At 44.2% G+C, this 21,066-nt stretch carries 17 protein-coding genes; 14 read left to right on the top strand and 3 right to left on the bottom strand.

Going from position 1 to position 21,066, the window contains the following annotated elements; all coding sequences use genetic code 11:
- Positions 1 to 39 precede the first annotated feature (39 nt).
- The 6 genes from IPL34_RS14885 to IPL34_RS14860 all read left to right on the top strand — a co-directional run bounded on the left by IPL34_RS14885 (position 40) and on the right by IPL34_RS14860 (position 5,543).
- Entirely contained in the window at positions 40 to 402 is a 363-nt protein-coding gene (locus IPL34_RS14885) for a hypothetical protein (protein ID WP_296842235.1), read from the top strand.
- A 60-nt stretch (positions 403 to 462) separates the two neighbouring features.
- The gene (locus IPL34_RS14880) at positions 463 to 1,176 is read left to right on the top strand and encodes a ferritin-like domain-containing protein (RefSeq protein ID WP_296842234.1); all 714 of its coding nucleotides are present in this window, start codon (positions 463 to 465) and stop codon (positions 1,174 to 1,176) included.
- Positions 1,177 to 1,983, top strand: a complete 807-nt coding sequence (locus IPL34_RS14875; protein WP_296842233.1) for a TraX family protein — start codon at positions 1,177 to 1,179, stop codon at positions 1,981 to 1,983. It begins immediately after the preceding gene.
- Between the two features lie 62 nt (positions 1,984 to 2,045).
- Positions 2,046 to 2,795, top strand: coding sequence for a UDP-2,3-diacylglucosamine diphosphatase (gene lpxH / locus IPL34_RS14870; protein ID WP_296842232.1), 750 nt, complete (start codon positions 2,046 to 2,048; stop codon positions 2,793 to 2,795).
- Positions 2,796 to 2,994: 199 nt separating this feature from the next.
- Entirely contained in the window at positions 2,995 to 3,264 is a 270-nt protein-coding gene (locus IPL34_RS14865; protein WP_296842231.1) for a hypothetical protein, read from the top strand.
- 128 nt (positions 3,265 to 3,392) lie between these two features.
- Positions 3,393 to 5,543: an FAD-dependent oxidoreductase gene (locus IPL34_RS14860; protein ID WP_296842230.1), complete on the top strand. Its 2,151-nt coding sequence runs from the start codon at positions 3,393 to 3,395 to the stop codon at positions 5,541 to 5,543.
- Between the two features lie 111 nt (positions 5,544 to 5,654).
- Here the strand turns inward: IPL34_RS14860 and IPL34_RS14855 are convergent, their stop codons facing one another.
- Entirely contained in the window at positions 5,655 to 6,155 is a 501-nt protein-coding gene (locus IPL34_RS14855) for an Rrf2 family transcriptional regulator (protein WP_296842229.1), read from the bottom strand.
- 332 nt (positions 6,156 to 6,487) lie between these two features.
- Here IPL34_RS14855 and IPL34_RS14850 point away from each other — a divergent pair, with 332 nt between their 5' ends.
- From IPL34_RS14850 to IPL34_RS14830, 5 genes are all read left to right on the top strand, one after another.
- Positions 6,488 to 7,531 carry an isocitrate/isopropylmalate family dehydrogenase gene (locus IPL34_RS14850; RefSeq protein ID WP_296842228.1) on the top strand — a complete coding sequence of 348 codons (1,044 nt, stop codon included), beginning with the start codon at positions 6,488 to 6,490 and terminating at the stop codon, positions 7,529 to 7,531.
- A 178-nt stretch (positions 7,532 to 7,709) separates the two neighbouring features.
- Positions 7,710 to 8,582, top strand: a complete 873-nt coding sequence (locus tag IPL34_RS14845) for an EamA family transporter (RefSeq protein WP_296842227.1) — start codon at positions 7,710 to 7,712, stop codon at positions 8,580 to 8,582.
- A gap of 87 nt (positions 8,583 to 8,669) precedes the next feature.
- Positions 8,670 to 9,338, top strand: a complete 669-nt coding sequence (locus tag IPL34_RS14840) for a TetR/AcrR family transcriptional regulator (protein ID WP_296842226.1) — start codon at positions 8,670 to 8,672, stop codon at positions 9,336 to 9,338.
- A complete protein-coding gene (locus IPL34_RS14835) occupies positions 9,329 to 10,879 on the top strand; it encodes an efflux RND transporter periplasmic adaptor subunit (RefSeq protein WP_296842225.1) in 1,551 nt (516 codons plus the stop codon). The genes IPL34_RS14840 and IPL34_RS14835 overlap by 10 nt, the downstream gene beginning before the upstream one ends.
- Positions 10,880 to 13,999, top strand: a complete 3,120-nt coding sequence (locus IPL34_RS14830; protein ID WP_296842224.1) for an efflux RND transporter permease subunit — start codon at positions 10,880 to 10,882, stop codon at positions 13,997 to 13,999.
- Here IPL34_RS14830 and IPL34_RS14825 read toward each other — a convergent pair.
- Positions 13,994 to 15,010 (bottom strand): AAA family ATPase, encoded by a 1,017-nt coding sequence (locus IPL34_RS14825; RefSeq protein WP_296842223.1) that lies wholly within the window; start codon positions 15,008 to 15,010, stop codon positions 13,994 to 13,996. The two genes, IPL34_RS14830 and IPL34_RS14825, sit on opposite strands and share 6 nt — an antisense overlap.
- Positions 15,007 to 16,215 carry an ATP-binding protein gene (locus tag IPL34_RS14820; protein ID WP_296842222.1) on the bottom strand — a complete coding sequence of 403 codons (1,209 nt, stop codon included), beginning with the start codon at positions 16,213 to 16,215 and terminating at the stop codon, positions 15,007 to 15,009. The genes IPL34_RS14825 and IPL34_RS14820 overlap by 4 nt, the downstream gene beginning before the upstream one ends.
- Before the next feature lie 202 nt (positions 16,216 to 16,417).
- Here IPL34_RS14820 and IPL34_RS14815 point away from each other — a divergent pair, with 202 nt between their 5' ends.
- The 3 genes from IPL34_RS14815 (at position 16,418) to pepN (ending at position 20,857) form a co-directional block, all read left to right on the top strand.
- Entirely contained in the window at positions 16,418 to 17,236 is an 819-nt protein-coding gene (locus IPL34_RS14815; RefSeq protein WP_296842221.1) for a M90 family metallopeptidase, read from the top strand.
- Between the two features lie 125 nt (positions 17,237 to 17,361).
- Positions 17,362 to 18,228, top strand: a complete 867-nt coding sequence (locus IPL34_RS14810; RefSeq protein ID WP_296842220.1) for a DUF4743 domain-containing protein — start codon at positions 17,362 to 17,364, stop codon at positions 18,226 to 18,228.
- Positions 18,218 to 20,857 (top strand): aminopeptidase N, encoded by a 2,640-nt coding sequence (pepN, locus tag IPL34_RS14805; protein WP_296842219.1) that lies wholly within the window; start codon positions 18,218 to 18,220, stop codon positions 20,855 to 20,857. Before IPL34_RS14810 ends, pepN begins: the two co-directional genes overlap by 11 nt.
- Positions 20,858 to 21,066: the final 209 nt, after the last annotated feature.

Here is a 21,066-nt window from a genome sequence, read left to right as displayed (position 1 = left end):
ATGGTTTTAAACATATATTGGTAGCAAAAGGAAGGCGAAATGAATAATCCTTATAAGGCTAAGTTAGCGGCATTAGCCGTATCTTTTGTCACAGGTAGCCTAGGCACAATCGCCCAAGCGAATGAGGTTCAGTTGGTGGGGGTACGCACAGTCAATCCGCCCCCTCCTGTTGTAGTTAAACCTGTACAAAAGCCCGCAAAAAAAGTCGTCAAGAAGGCAGTGGTACATAAAAAAGTCGTTAAAGTCGTACCTCGCCCGAAGCCTAGGACGCAACCTAAACCCAAAATAGCGGTTAATCCAGCGCCTCCTAGACCACCTGTGCAACCCCCTAAACCTGCTCCAAAACCAGTCGTGTCACCTCCTGTACCCCTAATATCCGTCAATCCAGCACCGCCTATGTAATGAAAAATTATTCGTGGCTAGTGTAGTCACTAGCGATGAGCTTGCTATTAAGGGGTAGTGATGCAACCAGCAGAACAAGAACGATTATTAGTGTTTTGGCAACATCAAGTATTGGCTGAATATGCTTCAGCCTCTATGACAGCGCATTTCACTCATTGGCTGATTCAATTAGGAGCGCCCTTAGAGCTAATTCGCCAAGCTCTAACTATTGCTCAAGATGAGGTCACACATGCAGAAGTTTGCCATCAAGTCGCAGTGAGCTTAGGGTCTGATCAGCCCTTGGATACTGCGAGTGCACAAATGAGTTTTGCCGCGCCATTTATCGATCCGCGTAAAAACTGCTGTGCGGCTTTACTTAATTTTTATTGTTTAGGTGAGACGGCGGCAGTACCTCTATTTGCAGCGATGCGTAAGGATACTACTGAGCGGCTACCTTTACAGGCTTATGAGCGTATTATTGAGGATGAGCCACGCCATTCAACTTTTGGGTGGCTAGCGTTGGCTTGGGTAGATGAGGTTTGGAGTGAGGCTCGCGCTTGGTTGCAAGAGTTATTTCCTCTAGCTTTAGAGCGTATGGCAGAGCAATATTATTGCGAAAGCGAGTATCAGCCGATTTTGTCTACTACAGAACTAGAATGGGGTATGTTACCGCGCTTAACTTATACTCATCTGTTTGAAAGTAAAATCATTCCCCTCTATGCCAAGCATTTGCAATATTATGATATTGATGTAGTCGCTCAATGGCAGCAATTAAAAAACCGTAGATTTGCTTAAGTGCGCTCTTTAAACGCTTATCAACTCAAGCTCTTAGGTGTAGTGCTCATGGTCGGTGATCATGTGCATTATTTCTTTATGGAATGGGGCGCACCAACCCTTTTAAATGCTTTGGGGCGCATAGTTGCACCGATTTTTATCTTTTTAAGTGTTGAAGGCTTTATTCATACTCGTAGCCCAGAGCGCTATATGTGGCGCTTATTAGTGGGTTCTTGGGTAATGGCTCTGGGTAGTGGGTGGCTAGCATGGAGGCTACCTACTGAAAAAGCGCTCTTTGCTAATATTTTTGCCAGCCTCTTTATGGGGCTATGGTTCATGTACTTTACTGATTTATTGCTAAAGCACTCTAGATCTAACCCCTTAGCTTTGGGGAAAATCCTATTGAGTGCCCTAGCTATGCTGCTACCTTGGTTACTAGATCTGGCTAAGGTGAGTGTATTAGGTCAAGAACCTGTCAATTTGCCTTTGCTTACTGCATTGAATTTTATTCCTAGCCCACAGTTTATCGAGGGCGGATTATTATTTCTAATTTTAGCTTTATGGTTTTACTACACGCGCTCGTTGTGTTGGGTGCAGTTATTGGGGCTAATAGTCCTTAGCCTAGGACTTTATTGGCAAACGAACGCTACAGAACGTTGGTCGATAGATTTGCAGTGGATGATGGGTTTAGCAGCGCTACCGCTAGCGCTGTACAATGGGCAGCGTGGCAAAGAGCATAAATACTTTTTCTATCTTTTCTATCCTTTGCATCTTTGGGCGCTGTATGGATTGTATTATGTGGTGCTGACACTAGCGGTTATAAAATAGCTTGCGACCCTATCACTTTATGCGCATGCTAGCCACTATGACTAATAACAGCTAAATTTTGCATGAGCACTTGGTTTATTTCAGACTTACATCTCTTTCCTAACCGTCCACATAGTATGGCTCTGCTGCTCCAGTTTTTGGATTACTTAGCACGCCATCGCCCTCAAGGTTTATATATTCTAGGTGATTTGTTTGAATATTGGGTGGGGGATGATGTGCTAGCGCATCCATTAGGCGTTGGATTTATGCCGGTGGTAGAGGCATTTAGTCGTTTGAGTGCCCAAGGTGTACCTATTGCTTTTCAGCATGGTAATCGGGATTTTTTAGTGGGAAAGGCTTTTGCCGCACAAACGGGTTTTATTCTATTGCCCGATCAGCATTTAATTGATTTATATGGTATTCCCACTTTACTGATGCATGGGGATAGCCTATGTACCGATGATCATGCTTATCAACAATTGCGTACCCAGTTACGCAATCCTCAGTGGCAAGAGCAGTTTTTATCCCTCCCGCTAGAGCAACGTATTGCACAAGCACAAGCCTTACGAGCCGAAAGTCAGGCTCAAATGCATACTAAAGCGGAGACTATTTTGGATGTTACACCCGCAGCCGTGAAGGATGTGATGCAGCAGTATCAGTTGACCCAGTTGATTCATGGTCATACACACCGTCCTGCAATCCATAAGTTTTTTATCCACGAACAGTATTGCAAACGCATAGTTTTGGGGGATTGGTACGGTACTAAAGGTAGTTTCCTCAAAGTAGATGCGCAGAGCGTGCGTTTATTAGCCGATTATTATAAGGGTGATTAGTGTTGTGATAGCTATTTTATTAATGCCCAATAAACGTATTCTTGTAATAAGCTAAAGTGTGGTAATTAAGTCTCAGTGGTAACGATACTACACACAATTAAAAGTGTTTCTTTAAAAGTCATACCAGTGTTATATAATCGCTCACGTGAGAGATACATAATAAATATGACTGTATACCACCGCTTAGGAGGCGATAATTATGCTGACTTTAGATGATTGCCGTGAATTTTGTGGGCTAAATGAATGTCAACTGCGTGCTATTGAGTATAGTGCTCATTTAACCCATATTGAGGCGCTAGCTTTAGCACAAGAAGCTGACCATGATCGGAGTGCTTGCCTGAAAGTAGTTGAATGTCTGTATGATTTTTCAGATCGAGCGTGTAGGAGTCAGGTAACTCCTTACAGCCGCCATGAAATGAGTTATTCGATTCGTCAATATATGAATACTCATCCACAATTTTTCTCTTAGTTAACCTGAATCTATTTTAGTTAAGTGTGGGGTTTGCTGATTGCCAAGCCCCTACTTAATAGGGCTAGTGATTCTATTGTATTAATTAATCAATAGGAGGTGTTGTTTAGTTTTAATCACGAGGGTTTATGAAAAAAATATTATTAATTACATTATTATTCATTCTAGTTATTTTATTTTTTATTTTTGATGCCCAACAGTTTTTAAGTCTCGGTTATTTAAAAGCAAGCCAAGCTCAATTTGCCGAGTGGTATGCACACTACCCTTGGTTAGTCTTAGGCTCATTTTTTGTTTTCTATGTGGCTATTACCGCCTTATCCTTGCCGGGGGCGGCTATTCTCACTCTAGCGGCAGGCGCTTTGTTTGGCTTAGGTACGGGGCTGGTATTAGTATCCTTTGCCTCGTCTATAGGTGCTACCTTAGCGTTTTTAGCCGCCCGCTATTTAGTACGCGATCAGGTACAGCAGCGTTTTGCCCAACCCTTACAAACCCTCAATGCAGGTATAGCCAAAGAAGGGGCCTTATACTTACTGACGTTGCGCCTAGTGCCGCTGATTCCTTTTTTTGTTATCAATATCTTGATGGGCTTAACCCGTATGCCGCTGCGTACTTTTTATTGGGTAAGCCAATTAGGAATGCTGCCGGGTACGCTAGTTTATGTGAATGCAGGAACCCAATTAGGCAAAGTACAATCCACGGCTGAAATCCTGTCACCCGCTTTAGTAGGCTCTTTAGTGTTATTGGCTTTATTTCCGTGGCTAGCTAAGGCGCTTGTCGACTATGTTAAGCGGCAGCGAATCTATCAAGGTTGGTCTAAACCTAAGCATTTTGAGCGCAATATCATTGTCATAGGAGCAGGTGCTGCGGGCTTAGTCAGTAGTTATATTGCGGCGGCTGTTAAAGCCAAAGTCACTTTGATTGAAGCGCATAAAATGGGGGGGGATTGTTTAAATTATGGTTGTGTACCGAGTAAGGCACTCATTAAAAGTGCCAAAATTGCGCATCAGATTGCTACTGCTCGTGAGTTTGGTGTGCTAGCAACAGGACAAGTTGATTTTAAAACCGTAATGCAGCGTGTAGCACAAGTTATTCAAACCGTAGAGCCGCATGACAGTGTGGAGCGCTATACACAATTGGGGGTGGAGGTACTGCAAGGTTATGCAACCTTACAAGATCCTTGGACAGTGCAAGTCGCTTTGCACGAGGGTACGACCCGCACACTCACCGCGCGTAATATTGTGTTAGCAACGGGTGCGAGTCCGGTAGTGCCACCGATAAAAGGGATAGAGCATAGTGGCTATGTCACCAGCGAGACGGTGTGGGAGCGGCTGATGCAGTATGATCAGATACCCCAAGCCGTGTTATTGATGGGAGGCGGGGCGATTAGTTGTGAGCTGGCGCAAGCCTTCCAGCGTTTGGGAGCACAAGTGACCATTATAATACGCGCTAAACGCTTGTTGAGCCGTGATGATGAGGAAGTCGCTGTAGGAGTACAACAACAGCTTGAAGCTGAGGGCGTGAAAATACTCACGGATTGTCAGTGGCTGGAGTGTAAGCAGGATCAAGACGCGCTTAAGTCTGTGGTCTTACAGCGTCAAGGCGAGGTATTCGAGCTGCCCTATGAACTATTAATCTGTGCATTAGGGCGTAAGCCGCGTTTAGAGGGGTTTGGCTTGGAGGCACTTGGTTTGGTGACTGACCCTAATTTAGAGGTAGATGAGTATTTAGCAACACGCTATCCCCATATTTATGTGGCCGGCGATGTAGCTGGAGAATTGCAGTTTACCCATGTCGCTGCGCATCATGCTTGGTATGCCACCGTGAATAGTTTATTTGGTGTCTTTAAGCGCTTTAAAGTGGATAGGCGTGTGATACCGCGTGTGATGTTTACTGATCCAGAAGTCGCTCAGGTAGGTTTAACTGAACAGATGGCACAACAACAAGGGATAGCCTATGAGGTGAGTCGTTTTGAGTTGGCTGAGTTAGATCGCGCCATTACCGAAGGACAGCGTGGTGGTTTTATTAAAGTCCTAACGCCTACTAAATCAGATAAAATATTAGGGGTGACTATTGTGAGTGCCCATGCTGGGGAATTGATAGCCGAATATACCCTAGCTATGAAACAGGGCATTGGACTCAATAAACTCTTAGGAACCATTCATCCTTACCCGACTTGGAGCGAAGCCAATAAGTATGTAGCGGGTGTTTGGAAAAAAGCACATGCACCTAAGCACTTGTTGACACTGGTGGAGTATTTCCATCAATGGCGTTTGAAGTAGCCATCCGTTCATTAGCAAAATAAAAAACCTACTAGGGGTTAGCTAGTAGGTCAATGGGGATTAATTAGAGTTTTTTATATTCGTAGATGAGTCAATTGATTTAAAGGCATGCTATGCCAGCATGTGATCGCGCTCTAGCACTAAACTCGCATGATGGGCTGGGAACATATTGGCAATCATATTAGCGGTTTGTCCCATACGAGGTTTTAAGCGTGGCTTTTCTTGGTGAGCCAATACCGCTAGCGACATGCCTGCTAATAGTGTGTTGAGTTTGCCATTTAATTCTTGCCACACTTGTTGAGCTAAAGCACGTTCACTTTCAGTACCTTGGCTTAACCAAGCGAAATGCTGTTCAGGCTCTTCAACGGCATTCACAATATCCGCCAAATTAATTCTATAAGCGGCACGTTTTAGGTAGTAGCCCCCTCCCGTACCGCGTATACCTTCGACCAAGCCCGCCTCACGCAACCGCGCCATAATTAATTCCATTTGAGGACGCGAAACGCCTAAATGTGCTTGTAAGTCTTTGAGACGTAAGGCTTGTGGTTGATCATGATTAGCTAGTAACACCATACTCATAATAGCGTTCCAGCTTTGTTCCGATAGTGTCATAACTAATCTCCTTGTGGGTATAACGTGTTGTCATGTGATGAACTATAGAGAACTCACATCGGTAAAAAAATTCGATTTTTATAAAATTTCAATTCAATAAAATTGAATATATTAGTTTTTCTTATTTAAAAACCTAACTCAGCTATAGAGCTTATATGAACTAAAAAGGGGCGTGAAACCAACTAGGATGGTATTTTGTCAACACTTATGCACTTTTTTAATAAAAAAACCTAAATAAAACGATTTATTGTCGACAATATAAGGTTGGGTCGGTATGATGCGCTCGCCTCGTATGGCATTTTTACCATCATAAGCTGTCGGAGGAAGAGTCGATGAGCTCTATTAAAATTACCGAATTATTAGGCGATGGCATTGGTCCAGAACTCGCTAAATCAGTGCATGCCATTGCGGATGCTTTACCTGTTACGATTGAATTTGAACCGATTGATTGGTCAGTCGAAACGCGTGAGAAAAAAGGGATAGCTTCGATTGATGAAGCCGAAGTATCCATGCGTGCTACTAAACTAGCATTGAAATACCCTACCGAAACGCGTACCCGTAGCCCGAATGCCTTGATTCGTCGGCGCTTGGATTTTAGTGTGATCTATCGTCCAGCGATTTCGATTAAAGGGATTAATTCTAACTTTAAAGAAAATGTAAACCTGCACATTGTGCGTGTCGCTACCGGTGGAACGTATGATGATCCGGGGCAAAAAATCGGTTTAGATAGTGCTATTTCGGTGCGTATGGTTGAAACACGTCCCTGCTTACATGCCGCTCATTTTGCTTTTGATCTAGCGCGTAAAAAGGGCAATATTTATGGTGGACGTAATTACAGTGTCACTTCTTCTTCTAAATACACGATTCAAAAAGTGACGGATGGTTTATTTGAATCCATTGTAAAGAAAGTGGCGGCTGATTTTAATGATGTGAAGCATAACGTTGAATTATTCGATGCTTTATTAGCCAAAGTCATTATGAAGCCCCAAGACTTTGAAGTCGTGGTAACGCTGAATGAGTACGGTGACTTCTTATCGGATATGGCGTCTGGTCTAGTAGGTAGCCTAGGTACAGGGGCTAGTGGTAACTATTCGTTTACTGATGATTACAAGGTCGATATTGCTATGTTTGATCCTGCGGGGGGTACAGCTCCAGACATCGCAGGTAAAAATGTAGCTAACCCTTCGGCTGTGCTTTTAGCCTTTGGCATGCTGCTTGATCATGTAGATCGTTATGATCTGGGTCATGCTCTACGTCTAGCCTTATTAGGTGCTATTGAGGAGGGCGAATGTACGCGTGACCTCAAAGGCAAACTCAATACGGATGAGTTCACTCAGGTCGTTATTGATCGTATGCAAGATTATTTGCCTAAATAATCATCAATCGTTCTCGACATGCCTAGTCATGGCAAAGCAGAGGTGAAGTTTTCACTTCTCTTTGCCTTGCACTAGTTTCTACTCTCAACTCTCCACAGTTCCTTAGTTTAGTACTTGGTTTCTGGTGTGCTGTTCTTCTACACTGCACTGTCTTTTTTAGCTCAGGTTTATTCCTTTTATGTCTACTGTCCAACGTGCCACCGCGATTGGGGCTATTTCTATTGGTTTATGGGGTACTTTGGCTCTATTGACCAGTCTCACCGAGGGGCGTATTCCTCCTTTTCAATTATTAGCTATGACTTTTAGTGTGGCCTTTGGGGTAATGCTGCTTCATTGGTGGCGTCAGGGAAGTAGTGGTTTGCAGTATTTGCACCAACCCTTATTAGCGTGGGTATTGGGAATCGGCGGGTTATTTGGTTATCACTTTTTATATTTCTTAGCACTAGCGAACGCTCCGGTTGCTGAGGCGAATTTACTGAATTATTTGTGGCCTTTACTAATCGTCGTGTTCGCCTCCTTTTTACCTAATGAAAGGTTGAGAGCGAATCAGGTGCTGGGTTCGCTAATTGCTATTGCAGGTTGTTGGTTATTAATTGGGGGTGGAACCGAAGGTTTTAAAACGCACTATTTAATGGGCTATTTAGCAGCTATTGGTGCAGCAGTCATTTGGGCTACCTATTCAGTAGCGAGTCGTTTAGTGAAACAAGTACCGACCGATGCAGTAGGCTGGTTTTGTGGGGTGACAGCACTATTGGGTTGGTTATGTCATTTTGGGTGGGAGCCTACGGTTTGGCCTAGTAATGCGGTGCAATGGTTTAGTGTGTTAGGTGCTGGTTTAGGACCAGTAGGGATTGCATTTTTTACATGGGACTATGGTGTAAAGCACGGTAATTTGCCCTTATTAGGCGTACTTTCGTATTTCACACCCTTGATTTCGACTTTATTGCTGATTGTATTTGGGCAAGCAGCGTTTACATGGCAAGTAGGCGCTGCGTGTGGAGCGATTATCTTGGGGGCGTGGGTGGCGAGTTATAAAAGTAAAGCTAAATAATAAAGGTAAAATTTTAGTTATCGACAACTGACTCACAGTCATTTATAGTGTGCTCATTAATGACCAGCAGTCAGTTGTGGGTGTATCATGCCTCCTCCCCGTGCCTATCTTCCTGAAGATAAACAACGTAAACGTGAAGACATTCTTAATGCGGCTCAGCATTTATGGACGACTCATTCAGAAGCTTTAAACAGTATGGCAGAGCTAGCCGCCCTCAGCGGTGTAGCTAAAGGGACGCTTTACTTATATTTCCGTAGCAAAGATGAAGTACTTTTGGCACTGCACGAACGTGATTTAGAGCAATTTTTCGGGCGTGTAATAGAACGTGCACGCTTGCCTGAACCCATGCTTTGTAATGAGCTGAGTGATTTACTGATTCACTCTATTCAAACCTCTCCGACTTTTTTACCGCTAGCTTCACTCTGTCATGGACTGATGGAACGTAGTGTAGCACCGGAGGATGCAGAGGCTTTTCAACAACGTATGGCTAGTTATTTGCATGAAGTAGTAGAGGCTTTACGTCCTCATCTGCCGCTGATGAATGAATTAGCTTTAATGCAGTCCTATGCGCAATTATTAGGGCTATGGCAATTATTGCGCCCAACCCCGATTCCTCATCCAGAGTCGGGCTTAACTCAATTTATCTTTGAGCATGTCACCGTAGGGCGTGGTGATTTTTGTGCGGTGCTGCGTCAATCATTAGCCGCTCTTTATAATGGCTTAGCTGTTGCAGAAGGGATACCCCAATGTCAATAAAATCATGGTTAGCATTGAGCCTAAGCCTAGTGCTGCTTAGCGCTTGTAAAGAAAAAGAAGTGGAACAACCCGAACCCACACGCCCCGCTCAAGTATGGCGGGTGCAATCTCAAATCAGTGAGCAAGTGGACACTTATTCCGGCGAAGTCCAACCCCGTAAAGTCACTAATCTATCCTTCCGTCTAGCGGGTAAGGTCGTGGGGCGTAATGTAGAAGTAGGTGAGGCCGTAACAGTAGGGCAAGTATTAGCACAACTGGATAATGAGGATGCCGAGCTTAGTGTTAAGCAAGCGGAATCCAATTTAGATGCGGCAAAAAGTAGCCTGCAAACCAGTCAGGCTAATTTATTAGCATTACAAAATAATGTCAGCGCAGGGCAGGGGGCGGTGTCTTCAGCACGCGGCAATTTAGAAGCCGCTCGCGGGCGTGTCAGTACTGCACAGGGTAATCTCAATGCAATACAAGCTAGCCTTGAATCAGCCCAAGCAGGCGTGGAATCGGCGCGAGCTACTTATGAATCAGCGCGGGCCGCTTTAGGTTCAGCCCAAGCTGAGCTAAAAAATGCCCAATTAGAATTTAGTCGTAGTGCAAAATTAAATCAGCAGGGCTATTTAAGTACCACGATTCTAGATCAACATCGCCAGCGTGTGACTGCGGCTCAAGCGAGTTACAAATCGGTTTATGCCAACGCTCAAGCCGCACTCGCCCAAGTGAATGCAGCACAAAGCAAAGTCAAAACCACCCAAGCACAAATTAAAGCCGCTGAAGGCGATGTAGAGGCTGCACGCGCCAGTGTGTCGGCAGTAGAAGGGCAAGTGCAGACCGCAGAAGCCCAAGTCGAATCAGCTCAAGCTCAAGTAGAGGCAGCACAAGGTCAAATAGGCTCTGCCCAAGCCCAAATCAATACCATTAATGAGCAGACTAAACTTGCCAAAAATCAATCGCGTTATACCGAGCTGACCAGCACCGTGAGCGGTATTGTAACCGATACGTTAGTCGAAATTGGACAAGTGGTTGGAGCGGGGCAAACCATTGTTAAAGTGGCCAATAGTAAAGATCTAGAAGTACACATTAAGCTCAGCGAACAAGCCATTAAACAGGTGCAAGTAGGCACACCTGCGAAAATTAGTTTGTGGGCGGTACAAAATACCTTTGACGGAACGATTAGTGAGATTGCACCCCTCGCTGATGCGAGTCGTTTGTGGTTAGTCAAAGTAGCTATTAAGGAGCCTACCCCTAATTTACGTCTAGGTATGACAGCTAAGGTGTCATTTACTAATCCCTTAGCTAAAGCCGTGTCGTGGTTACCTGCTACTGCCTTATTTCAAAGTGATCAAAAGCCTGCGGTATGGGTCGTGAGTGAGGATAATAAAACAGCATTAAAACCTGTTGAGGTAGAAGAGTATTTAGAGGGTGGTTTATTAGTCTCCGGCTTAGAGGAAGGTTTAAAAATAGTAGCTGCTGGTGTTAATCGCATTCATCAAGGTCAAGATATTATTCCCACTCCCTATACCGGCCAAGCGCGTCCAGCAGGTGAATAAATGAATACGAATTTATCGAGTTGGGCGCTCAAGCATCAAAACTTAGTGCTCTTTATGATCTTTGCGCTCATGGCTTTAGGGGTATTTGGCTATGGCAAACTGGGGCAATCCGAAGACCCGCCTTTTACCTTTAAAGTCATGGTGATTCAGGCGCAATGGCCGGGGGCGACCGCGCTGGAAATGGAAGATCAGGTAGTCAATCGAATTGAAAAGGTCGTGATGGAGTCGCCTTTTGTCGAGACTTTGAGAAGCTATGCTCAGCCCGGTTTTGCAGTGATTACAGTGATTGGGGCGGATAGTGCACCGCCTGAAGAAGTACCCAATTTATTCTACCAAGTACGCAAGCGTGTACAGGATATGACTCATACCTTGCCACAGGGAGTCATAGGTCCCTTTTTTAATGATGAGTTTGGTGACACCTTCGGCAATATTTATGCGCTAACAGGCGACGGCTTTAGCATGGGGCAATTGCGTGATGCCGCTGATGGCATTCGTAAGGAGCTATTGCGCATACCCGATATCGCTAAAGTGTTGCTAATTGGGGAACAATCCGAGCGGGTTTATATTGAGCTGGATAATGATAAGGGTGCGCAACTAGGCATAACGATTCAACAGCTACAGACTCAACTAACTAATCAAAACCTCATGGTAGCGAATGGAGTGTATAGCACCAGTACCGATCGTATTGATGTCTATGCCTTGGGGCGTTTTAAAAATCTATCTGATGTCAAAGCCATGCCCATTAAAGTGGGTGATCGCACCGTGCGCCTAGATGAAATCGCAACTGTCAGGCGTGGCTATGTAGACCCAGCAACGGATGGCATGCGCTTTATGGGACAACCTACCTTGGGTATCGGTGTGTCTATGAAGGCGGGCGGAGATATTATTAAGTTAGGGCAAAATCTGGAGGAAGCGTTTAAACGCATTCAGGCGCAACTCCCGATTGGTATGGATTTGCATCGTGTTAATGATCAGCCCACGGCGGTTAAAACTTCCATTCGTGAATTTCTGCAAGTCGTAGTTGAAGCGGTTGTGATTGTACTGGCGGTGAGTTTTTTTAGTTTAGGAGTGAGAGCGGGTACAGTGGTGGCTTTATCCATCCCTTTAGTGTTAGCAGGTACATTTTTTGTGATGTATTTGTTTGATGTGGGGCTACATAAAATCTCTTTGGGGGCGCTGATTTTAGCCCTAGGCTTATTAGTGGATGATGCGATTATTGCGGTAGAAATGATGGCACTTAAATTAGAGCAGGGCATGGATCGGGTGAGTGCAGCGAGCTATGCCTATAGTACTACTGCTTTTCCTATGTTGACGGGAACCTTTGTGACCGTCGCAGGCTTTTTACCGATAGCTACGGCCGCCTCTGCTACAGGTGAATATACCCGCTCTATTTTCCAAGTGGTGACCATTTCGCTAGTGCTCTCGTGGTTTGCAGCGGTCATTATCGTCCCATATTTGGGCTATCACTTACTCAAAGAAGAACATCATGGAGAAAAGAAAAAGGGGCTATTTAGTTGGCTAGGGCGTATTAAGGATGCTTTTGCTAATGGTTTCACGCGCTTTTTTAAAGGTCTAATTGCATTATGTGTGCGTTTTCCATTGACGGTAATTGTATTAACCCTCATTAGTTTTGGTGCAGCAGTCTATAGTTTCCAATTAGTACAGCAACAATTTTTCCCTGAAGCCACCCGTTTAGAATTATTAGTAGACTTAAAATTACCAGAAGGCTCGTCCCGCGAAGCTACTGAAAATGAAGTGAAAAAGGTTGAAGTGTTCCTCAAGCAACAATTAGAGCATATTGATAATTATGCGGCTTATGTGGGGGCGGGTTCACCGCGTTTCTATTTACCGCTCGATCAGCAATTACCTAATCCTAGTTTTGCCCAGTTTGTTATTACCACGAAAAGCATTCCTCATCGTGAAGCGTTACGGGTAAAGCTGATTGAGTTAATCGATAGTGAGCAATTTTCTCAATTAAGAGGACGGGTATTAAGGCTCGAAAATGGTCCTCCAGTAGGTTATCCCGTGCAGTTTCGCGTAGTGGGTGATGATTTATGGGTACTGCGTGATTTAGCCGAACAGGTTGCAACGATTATGCGTGGTAATCCTAATTTGCGAAATGTGCATTTAGATTGGAATGAATTACGTAAATCACTGCAATTAAAAATCGATACTGAAAAAGCCATCGGTTTAGGTATTACCCAAGCGACTATTAATCAATCCATTTATGGTGTGATTCAAGGAATACAGGTAGGCGAGTTTAGGGAGCGTGATCAGACTATTCCTATTTTATTACGTGGGGGTGAAAATGAGCGTAAGCAACTCAATCAGCTCTTAACCTTTAATATCCCCACCGCAACCGGCGCTTATGTACCCCTAGGTCAAATTGCTGAGTTGGTCGAAACACAAGAGGAAAGTATTATTTGGCATCGTGATCGTACTCCTACTATTACAGTGCGCGGTGATATTTATAATAAAGTGCAAGCTCCTACAGTGACTGCTGAAGTCTTATCACGTATGAATGAGTTTAAGGCTAAATTACCCTTAGGCTATGAGTTACAGGTGGGGGGTGCGGTAGAAGAAAGTGAAAAGGGCAGTGTGTCGATTGCCGCTGGAGTGCCTTTATTTATTGGGGTAGTACTGACCTTATTAATGCTGCAATTACAAAGTTTTCAGCGTGTGATTATGGTGGTCTTAACCGCACCCTTTGGCATTATTGGGGTAGTTATATTTTTATTGAGTTTTGATAAGCCCTTTGGTTTCGTGGCAATGCTGGGAACTATAGCCTTATCGGGCATGATTATGCGTAACTCAGTCATATTAGTGGATCAAATTGATCGTAATATTGAGCAGGGTATGATTCCTAAAGAGGCCGTTGTTGTGTCTGCTGTAACGCGATTTCGCCCTATTATGCTCACCGCCTTAGCCGCTATATTAGCCATGATTCCTTTATCCCGCAGTGTGTTTTTTGGTCCAATGGCAGTGGCGATTATGGGCGGTTTATTAATTGCGACACTATTAACCTTATTATTTCTGCCTGCGGTCTATACCGTTTGGTATAAAATGGTCTACGGGCGTAAACAGTTTGCGGGTGAAAATAAGGAGATCCCACTTTTATAAGGATAGATTAATTTGTTGGGCTATTTTAGTAGCGAGATGCTTAAAATCTGACAAAGCATCTCGTGCTGCATTAGCATGGCTACCTATAGCACCGTCAGCTGGTGTTAAGGCGAAAACCGGCTTGTGATGCTCCTGTGCAAGCGGTATTAGGCTACGATAATGTTTAATCGTAGCCAAACAATAAGGATCATCAGCTTGTGCCATCTCTGCTGGTGTATTCTCACCCAATACTGCTTCTCGATATACGGTGGGAATGCGTTTGATCCATTTATCATAAGCCATAACAGGGCGACCAAGACGCATAATAGGTTGCTGGCAAAGATAACCTATCGGTTTCATCTGACCAATTGGCAAGCGAAAATCTGGGTATTGGTGTGCTTCACGGCTGTCTTTCCAGTTATTCAAGCGCTTTTGCCATAAGCTTTTCCAGCTTCTTAAAGTTGGCCCCAAATTGCGTAAACCTTGTAGAGAAAATAAATCAGCACCCAATGGAATCACAACATAGTCCGTAGCAATCAGCACTGAACGATTAATCGCCCCCAGATTTGGACCAATATCGACCAGAATAATATCAGCCTGAACCTTACGGGCAGCCATGTGCATCACTTGCCAAAAAGAACTGAGAACGCGCATAGGACGATACAAGTTGTTATCCCCCATACTATTAGGCCACTCTTTAGAAAGTTCATCTTCATAGCCTGACAGACTGACATCGCCTGGTAAAAGATAAAGATCAGTAGCGATAGTTTGTAAGATTGGCTCTGCTATATCACCTACCCCCACTAATGGTTTGACACACTGATATATGGTTGAGCCAGAGGTCGAATTATTCCAAAGGGTCTCAATTTGATCTTCATCCAAAAACGCCGCAGTCAAGTTGGCTTGAGGATCAAGGTCAATAATGACCACGCGCTTACGTAAATTAGCAAACATCCACGCAAGATGATAAATCAGCGAGGTTTTACCTACCCCACCTTTATTATTAAAAAAGGTTAGAACAGGAGGGGTCATATCTTGCCTCTTAAAATGCAAACAACAGCACTTTGGCTAGTTTCAAACTCAGGTTCAGGATTACCATTTCTTTCCATTTCACGCCTAGCAACAGCAATGCCTCGCCCGAAAGCTTGAATAAAGCCCAAGGTTTTCAGCACATCACCAATATTCGGATTGCGATAGTCGGTAATACCCGCTCTACCAAAATTCTCGCTAGTTACATTGCCATATGGTCCACCAGGACTATGAATTTCAATGCGATCATTGAACCAATAGACTCGAACAGGAGCATTAGTATTTTCATAGGTACGATGTAATACTGCATTATAAAGAATTTGCTGCATAGCAGCAGGTGGGTAGGGCATGGTTTTCTGGTGGGTTGGCATGGATGTAATATCGATGAGAGTACGGTTATGCGCTTTAAGCTTTTCCTCAGTACGTCTAAGCATTTCTGCTAATGATCCACCGATATTTGCCTCGTCTATAACAGGATCAGCTAACTCTGAGCCGTCAATACGAAGAAATTGAATATAAGCTCCCGTTAGGTAGTCTTGAGCGCTCTTACCGATGGCGAGCAAACCTGTTACCGTAGGGATCGGATCATCTAGCGAGGTAATCATTTTACAAGAAGCAAGACGTTGCTCGTAACTGCGTCCATTTTCTTCCAGTACATCAGGTGCAAAGGCAGCAGGCAGATATTCATTTTCAAAAATAAGCTTTGATAAATCAGTGATTGTAGAATTAGGGATAGGGTAAAGATCAAAAGGTAAGTTTTTATAACGACGTTTTTCATTGAGGATGCGTTCTTCTTGCTCATTGGCAAGAGAGCGGCGCGACCCTGTACGCACCCAAATACGACCCTCGTATTTCACGGGTGGCATGTCGGATGGCATAACAGTGACAACTGCCATCTCAGCCCCTTTTAATTGACGGCGCTCTACGGTCATTACGGGGAGTGGGAGAATATTGCCATCAGTTTTTATGTTAGCTAAAGAAATTAATAGTTGATCAGTGACTTCCAAACCACTAGGCTCACCATTGTCTTTTGCACCAATAAACAATATTCCAGATTCATTATGATTAGGCAGGTCATTAGCAAAAGCACAAATGGCTTCACGCGCTTTCTTTGGCACATCTCCCTTGAATGACTCTTTACGCTCTACTCTGTCTGATTCTAACGCATCCAATAGGTTTAGCAGCTCGCTATCTGTGTACCTTTTCATTCCATTACCTTGCGATGTCTTTTTTCTTTACTAGCAAGAATAGTATGTAGGACACTCGCTGCATTTGCCTAGTAGTTTGATAGTTAACTTTATATGCAACGGCACTGAATCTCTGAATAAGTTGCTCATAACAACATCTACTACTTGAAATTGTACTCCATCACCTCCATTTAATCCTTATCATATAACTCAGGTATTAATCATGATGGACGGGTCGTGGGTGTTATTGGCGCTCATTATGTTAGGTGTATTTACCTATTATGTGTGGCCTTATTACCGTTTGCGCCAAGTGATTACTGCTCCTTTTCCGGCTGAGTGGCGTGCGATTATCCGGCGTAATGTGCCTACCTATCGCTATTTACCGACTGATCTACAACACCAGCTTCAGCGCCTAGTGAAGCAATTTATTCATCAAAAAGAGTTTACTGGCTGTAATGGCTTAGTCATTACAGATGAGATCAAAGTCACCATTGCCGCGAGCGCGTGTTTGCTTCTGCTCAATCGTAAAACCGATGTCTTTGGTGGCTTGCGGTATATTTTGGTTTATCCCAGTGCCTTTAGTGTGCCACGCGAAGGTGAGGATGAGGCAGGGTTACGTCATGCTTATCCGGCACATTTGTTGGGTGAGTCTTGGGCGAATGGTAAGGTGATTTTGTCGTGGGAAGATGTGCTTAAAGGCAATCAAGACCGCCATGATGGTATGAATTTGGTACTACATGAGTTTGCTCATCAATTAGATAGCGAAGCAGGTACGGTGAATGGTGCGCCAGTACTGGCTAATAAAAAGCGCTATCAGCGTTGGGCGGATGTATTTCAACGCGAATTTCAAGCACTGCAACAGGCGGCACTGCAAGGTGATCACACACTACTGGATTATTATGGTGCGACGAATCCGGCTGAATTTTTTGCGGTGGTGACTGAGGTCTTTTTTGAGCAGCCACAAGCGATGCAGCAGCTCCATCCAGAGTTATTTAGTGAATTAAAGTACTATTATAAAGTTGACCCTAGGGATTGGGATTAAGCCTTAGAGCTGAGTTACGTTGATTAGGTGGTAATAGACCGTGCTTTTTACCCTGAAAAACTAATAAATTTGCCAGTCTTTTACTCGCACCCGCTACAATAGGTCTTTTAAGTTTGGGGTGGGCTATGGGCTATTTAGATCGCATTGCGGCTTGTAATAATGCCAAACTGGGGCAGTTTCCTACGTTTAAAGTCGCCGGACAGCCTTATGGTTATGTGCTACCTAGTTTTGCTGAGCAGTTAGCGTGTTTTCCGCAGGTGTTCAATGTCACGCATAATGAGGTGTGGCTGGATAATAAATTAGTCGATTATAACGAGCGTACCGCAGCGGTGATGGAAGTGATGCGCCGCTTATATCAAGATAAGGTCTTAGATAGCTGGGTCGGTGAAAATTATCCCATTACCCATAGCTTTGGAGGTCATGCTGAATTTGAAGTCGAACGAGCAGCGACGAGCTATTTAGGGATTAAAAATTTTGGGCTACACGTCAATGGTTTAGTGAAAACGGCTCAAGGTATCAAAGTCTGGGTCGGCACACGTACCCTAGTGAAACCCCTCTGGCCGGGTAAGCTTGATCAAATGGTAGCCGGAGGGCAACCCGTCGGCATTAGTGTACGCCATAATATGCTCAAAGAAGCGGCAGAAGAGGCTAATATCCCTCTAGAACTGGCTCAAACCGCTCAGCATGTACGTAATATCGATTATCAACAACAAGGTGAGCGTGGTTTAGATCGCTCGACTATTTTTGTATTTGATCTGTGGTTGCCAGAGCATTTTCAGCCCGTCAATATTGACGGTGAAGTGATTAAATTTGAGCTAATGACCTTAGAGCAAATGGCTGATCTCACCGAACGTACCACCCAATTTAAAGATAATTGCAATCTAGTCAATATCGACCTACTACTGCGTTTGGGGCATATTAGTGCTCAACATCCCGACTATGACATGATTAATAAAACATTACATGCAAGGACTCCTACTCATGCGCACTGAACACGCACCGAATACAATTTATTTAAAAGATTATCAGGCCCCTGATTTTGCCATTGAATCATTAGCGCTGAATTTTAATTTGCACGAGCATGAAACTTTAGTAACTGCAACCGCCCAGTATGTGCGTACTCATCATAACAATAGCGATTTAGTGCTCAATGGCGAATTACTCAAGCTCATCAGTGTCAGTGTGAATGGTCAGGCATTAGAGCCTAGTCAATATGCAGTCGATAGCGAGACGCTTAGTATTCCCAATCTGCCTGCTCAATTTGAATTAGTCATTGTGACGCAAATTGACCCGAAAAATAATAAAGCGTTAGAAGGCTTATATCAGTCCAGCGGTAATTTCTGTACGCAATGCGAGGCGCAAGGTTTCCGTAAAATTACTTATTATTTAGATCGTCCCGATGTAATGACCGTGTTCACCACGCGCCTTGAAGCTGATCAAGCTAAATATCCGGTATTACTCTCCAATGGTAATTTGATTGAGCAAGGGCAATTAGCGAATGGTCGCCATTTTGCCGTGTGGCATGATCCTTTTAGAAAACCCTCTTATTTATTTGCGCTAGTGGCGGGCAATTTGCAGCATGTGAAAGACACCTTCACCACGAGTTCGGGGCGCAATGTTGATCTGTATATCTATACCGAAGCGCACAATATTGATAAATGTGGTCATGCAATGGCGTCACTCAAACGTGCGATGAGGTGGGACGAGGAGCGTTTTGGACTGGAGTATGACCTTGATATTTATATGATTGTGGCGGTTGATGATTTTAATATGGGGGCGATGGAAAATAAGGGCCTCAATGTCTTTAATTCCAAACTGGTATTTGCCAGCCCCGAAACGGCGACCGATGCGGATTATCTCGATATTGAAGCGGTGATTGGTCATGAGTATTTCCACAACTGGACGGGGAATCGTGTCACCTGTCGTGATTGGTTTCAATTGTCCTTAAAAGAGGGTTTAACTGTTTTTCGTGATCAGGAATTTACCTCGGATTTACATTCGCGTCCGGTCAAACGCATTGAGGATGTGCGCGGTTTACGTACTTTCCAGTTCACTGAAGATGCTAGCCCTATGGCGCATCCGATTCGTCCCGCGTCCTATATGGAAATCAATAATTTTTACACCATGACCGTGTATGAAAAGGGTGCGGAAGTGGTGCGTATGTACCTCACTCTATTAGGACGCGACGGTTTCCGTAAGGGCATGGACTTATATTTTAAACGTCACGACGGTCAAGCGGTCACGACAGAAGACTTTTTGGCAGCCATGGCCGATGCTAATGGGGTGAATCTAAGTCAATTCCAACGCTGGTATGATCAAGCGGGAACACCGGAAGTACAATCTAGTATGGACTATGACGCAGCCGCTCAAACCTGTACTTTAACCTTTAAACAATCTTGCCCACCCACACCAGAATCAGCGACCAAGCAGCCTTATTTAATACCCTTGGAAGTCGGGTTGCTCGATAGCCAAGGCAATGATTTAGCCTTGCAATTACAAGGTGAAAGTGAGGCTAAAGCTAGCACGCGAGTATTACATTTTACTGAAGCAGAACAGTCCTTTACCTTCATTAATATCACTGAAAAGCCTTTGCCTTCTCTACTGCGTGGCTTCTCCGCTCCGGTGAAATTATCCTATCCCTATAGTGGTGAGGAACTGGCGTTTTTAATGCAGCATGATAGTGATGCCTTTAATCGCTGGGATGCGGGGCAGCGCTTAGCTATGCAAACCTTTAAGGAGTTATTAGACGCTAAGCATCACGGTCTGCCCTTTGGTTTAGAGCATTATATGGTGCATGCGTTCCAAACCTTATTGACCGATCCCGCGCTTGATGATGCGTTTAAAGCTGAAGCGTTGGCACTGCCGTCTGAGACCGATATTGCTGAAGCGGTGCGCCCTAGTGACCCGCAGGCGATTCATGAAGTGCGTGAATTTGTAGTGACGAATTTAGCTAAAGCCCTACGTTTAGATTTGGAGCAAGTGTATCAAGAGCGCAATACGGCGACCGCGTATGAGATTGATAGCAGCAGTGTGGGGCGGCGCAGCTTGAAGAATGTGGCATTGAGCTATTTGGGGCGTATTCAAGATGAAGCGATTGTTGAGCTAGTAGCTGCTCAATATCGTGAAGCCAATAATATGACCGATACGCTCGCAGCTTTAGCGGTATTGAATGATATTGAGGGCGAGGCGCGTGAGCAGGCGATTGCTGATTTCTATGAGCGCTGGAAACATAATACGTTAGTGTTGGATAAATGGTTTGCGCTGCAAGCGACTTCTGCTTTACCGGATACGTTAAAACGGGTCGAGGCCTTACTGAATCACGAGAAATTTGATATTCGTAATCCGAATAAAGTGCGGGCATTAATTGGCGCATTTGCGATGCGTAATCCGTTGCATTTCCATGCTTTTGATGGTCAGGGTTATGAGTTTTTAGCAAAACGGGTATTGGAGTTAAATACGTTTAATCCGCAAATTGCGTCGCGTATGGTGCGCCCGTTGATGAATTGGCGGCATTATGAGCCAGTGCGTTCGGGGTTAATGAAAGCGCAATTAGAGCGGATTCAAAAAACGCCGAATTTATCTAGTGATGTGAATGAGATTGTGACTAAGAGTTTGGTATAGGTTTTTGGTAGGGCGAGGTAGAGAAATAAACTTTACTTTGCCCTCAATGAAAATGGACTTTGCTTCATCAAAGGAAATGCTATGTTTCTTTAGGTTGATAGCTGCTTTTTTAGTGTTCCACTCGAACTGTATCATAGTTACATTGTATGTACATGAGATGGGTTGTCAATGATGTAGTTGGTATTCCTTTGCAAGCTAATCATCAAAGA

Origin of the sequence: Thiofilum sp. (assembly GCF_016711335.1) — a bacterium.
Taxonomy (GTDB): domain Bacteria; phylum Pseudomonadota; class Gammaproteobacteria; order Thiotrichales; family Thiotrichaceae; genus Thiofilum.
This window is presented reverse-complemented; position numbering and strand designations above follow the sequence as displayed.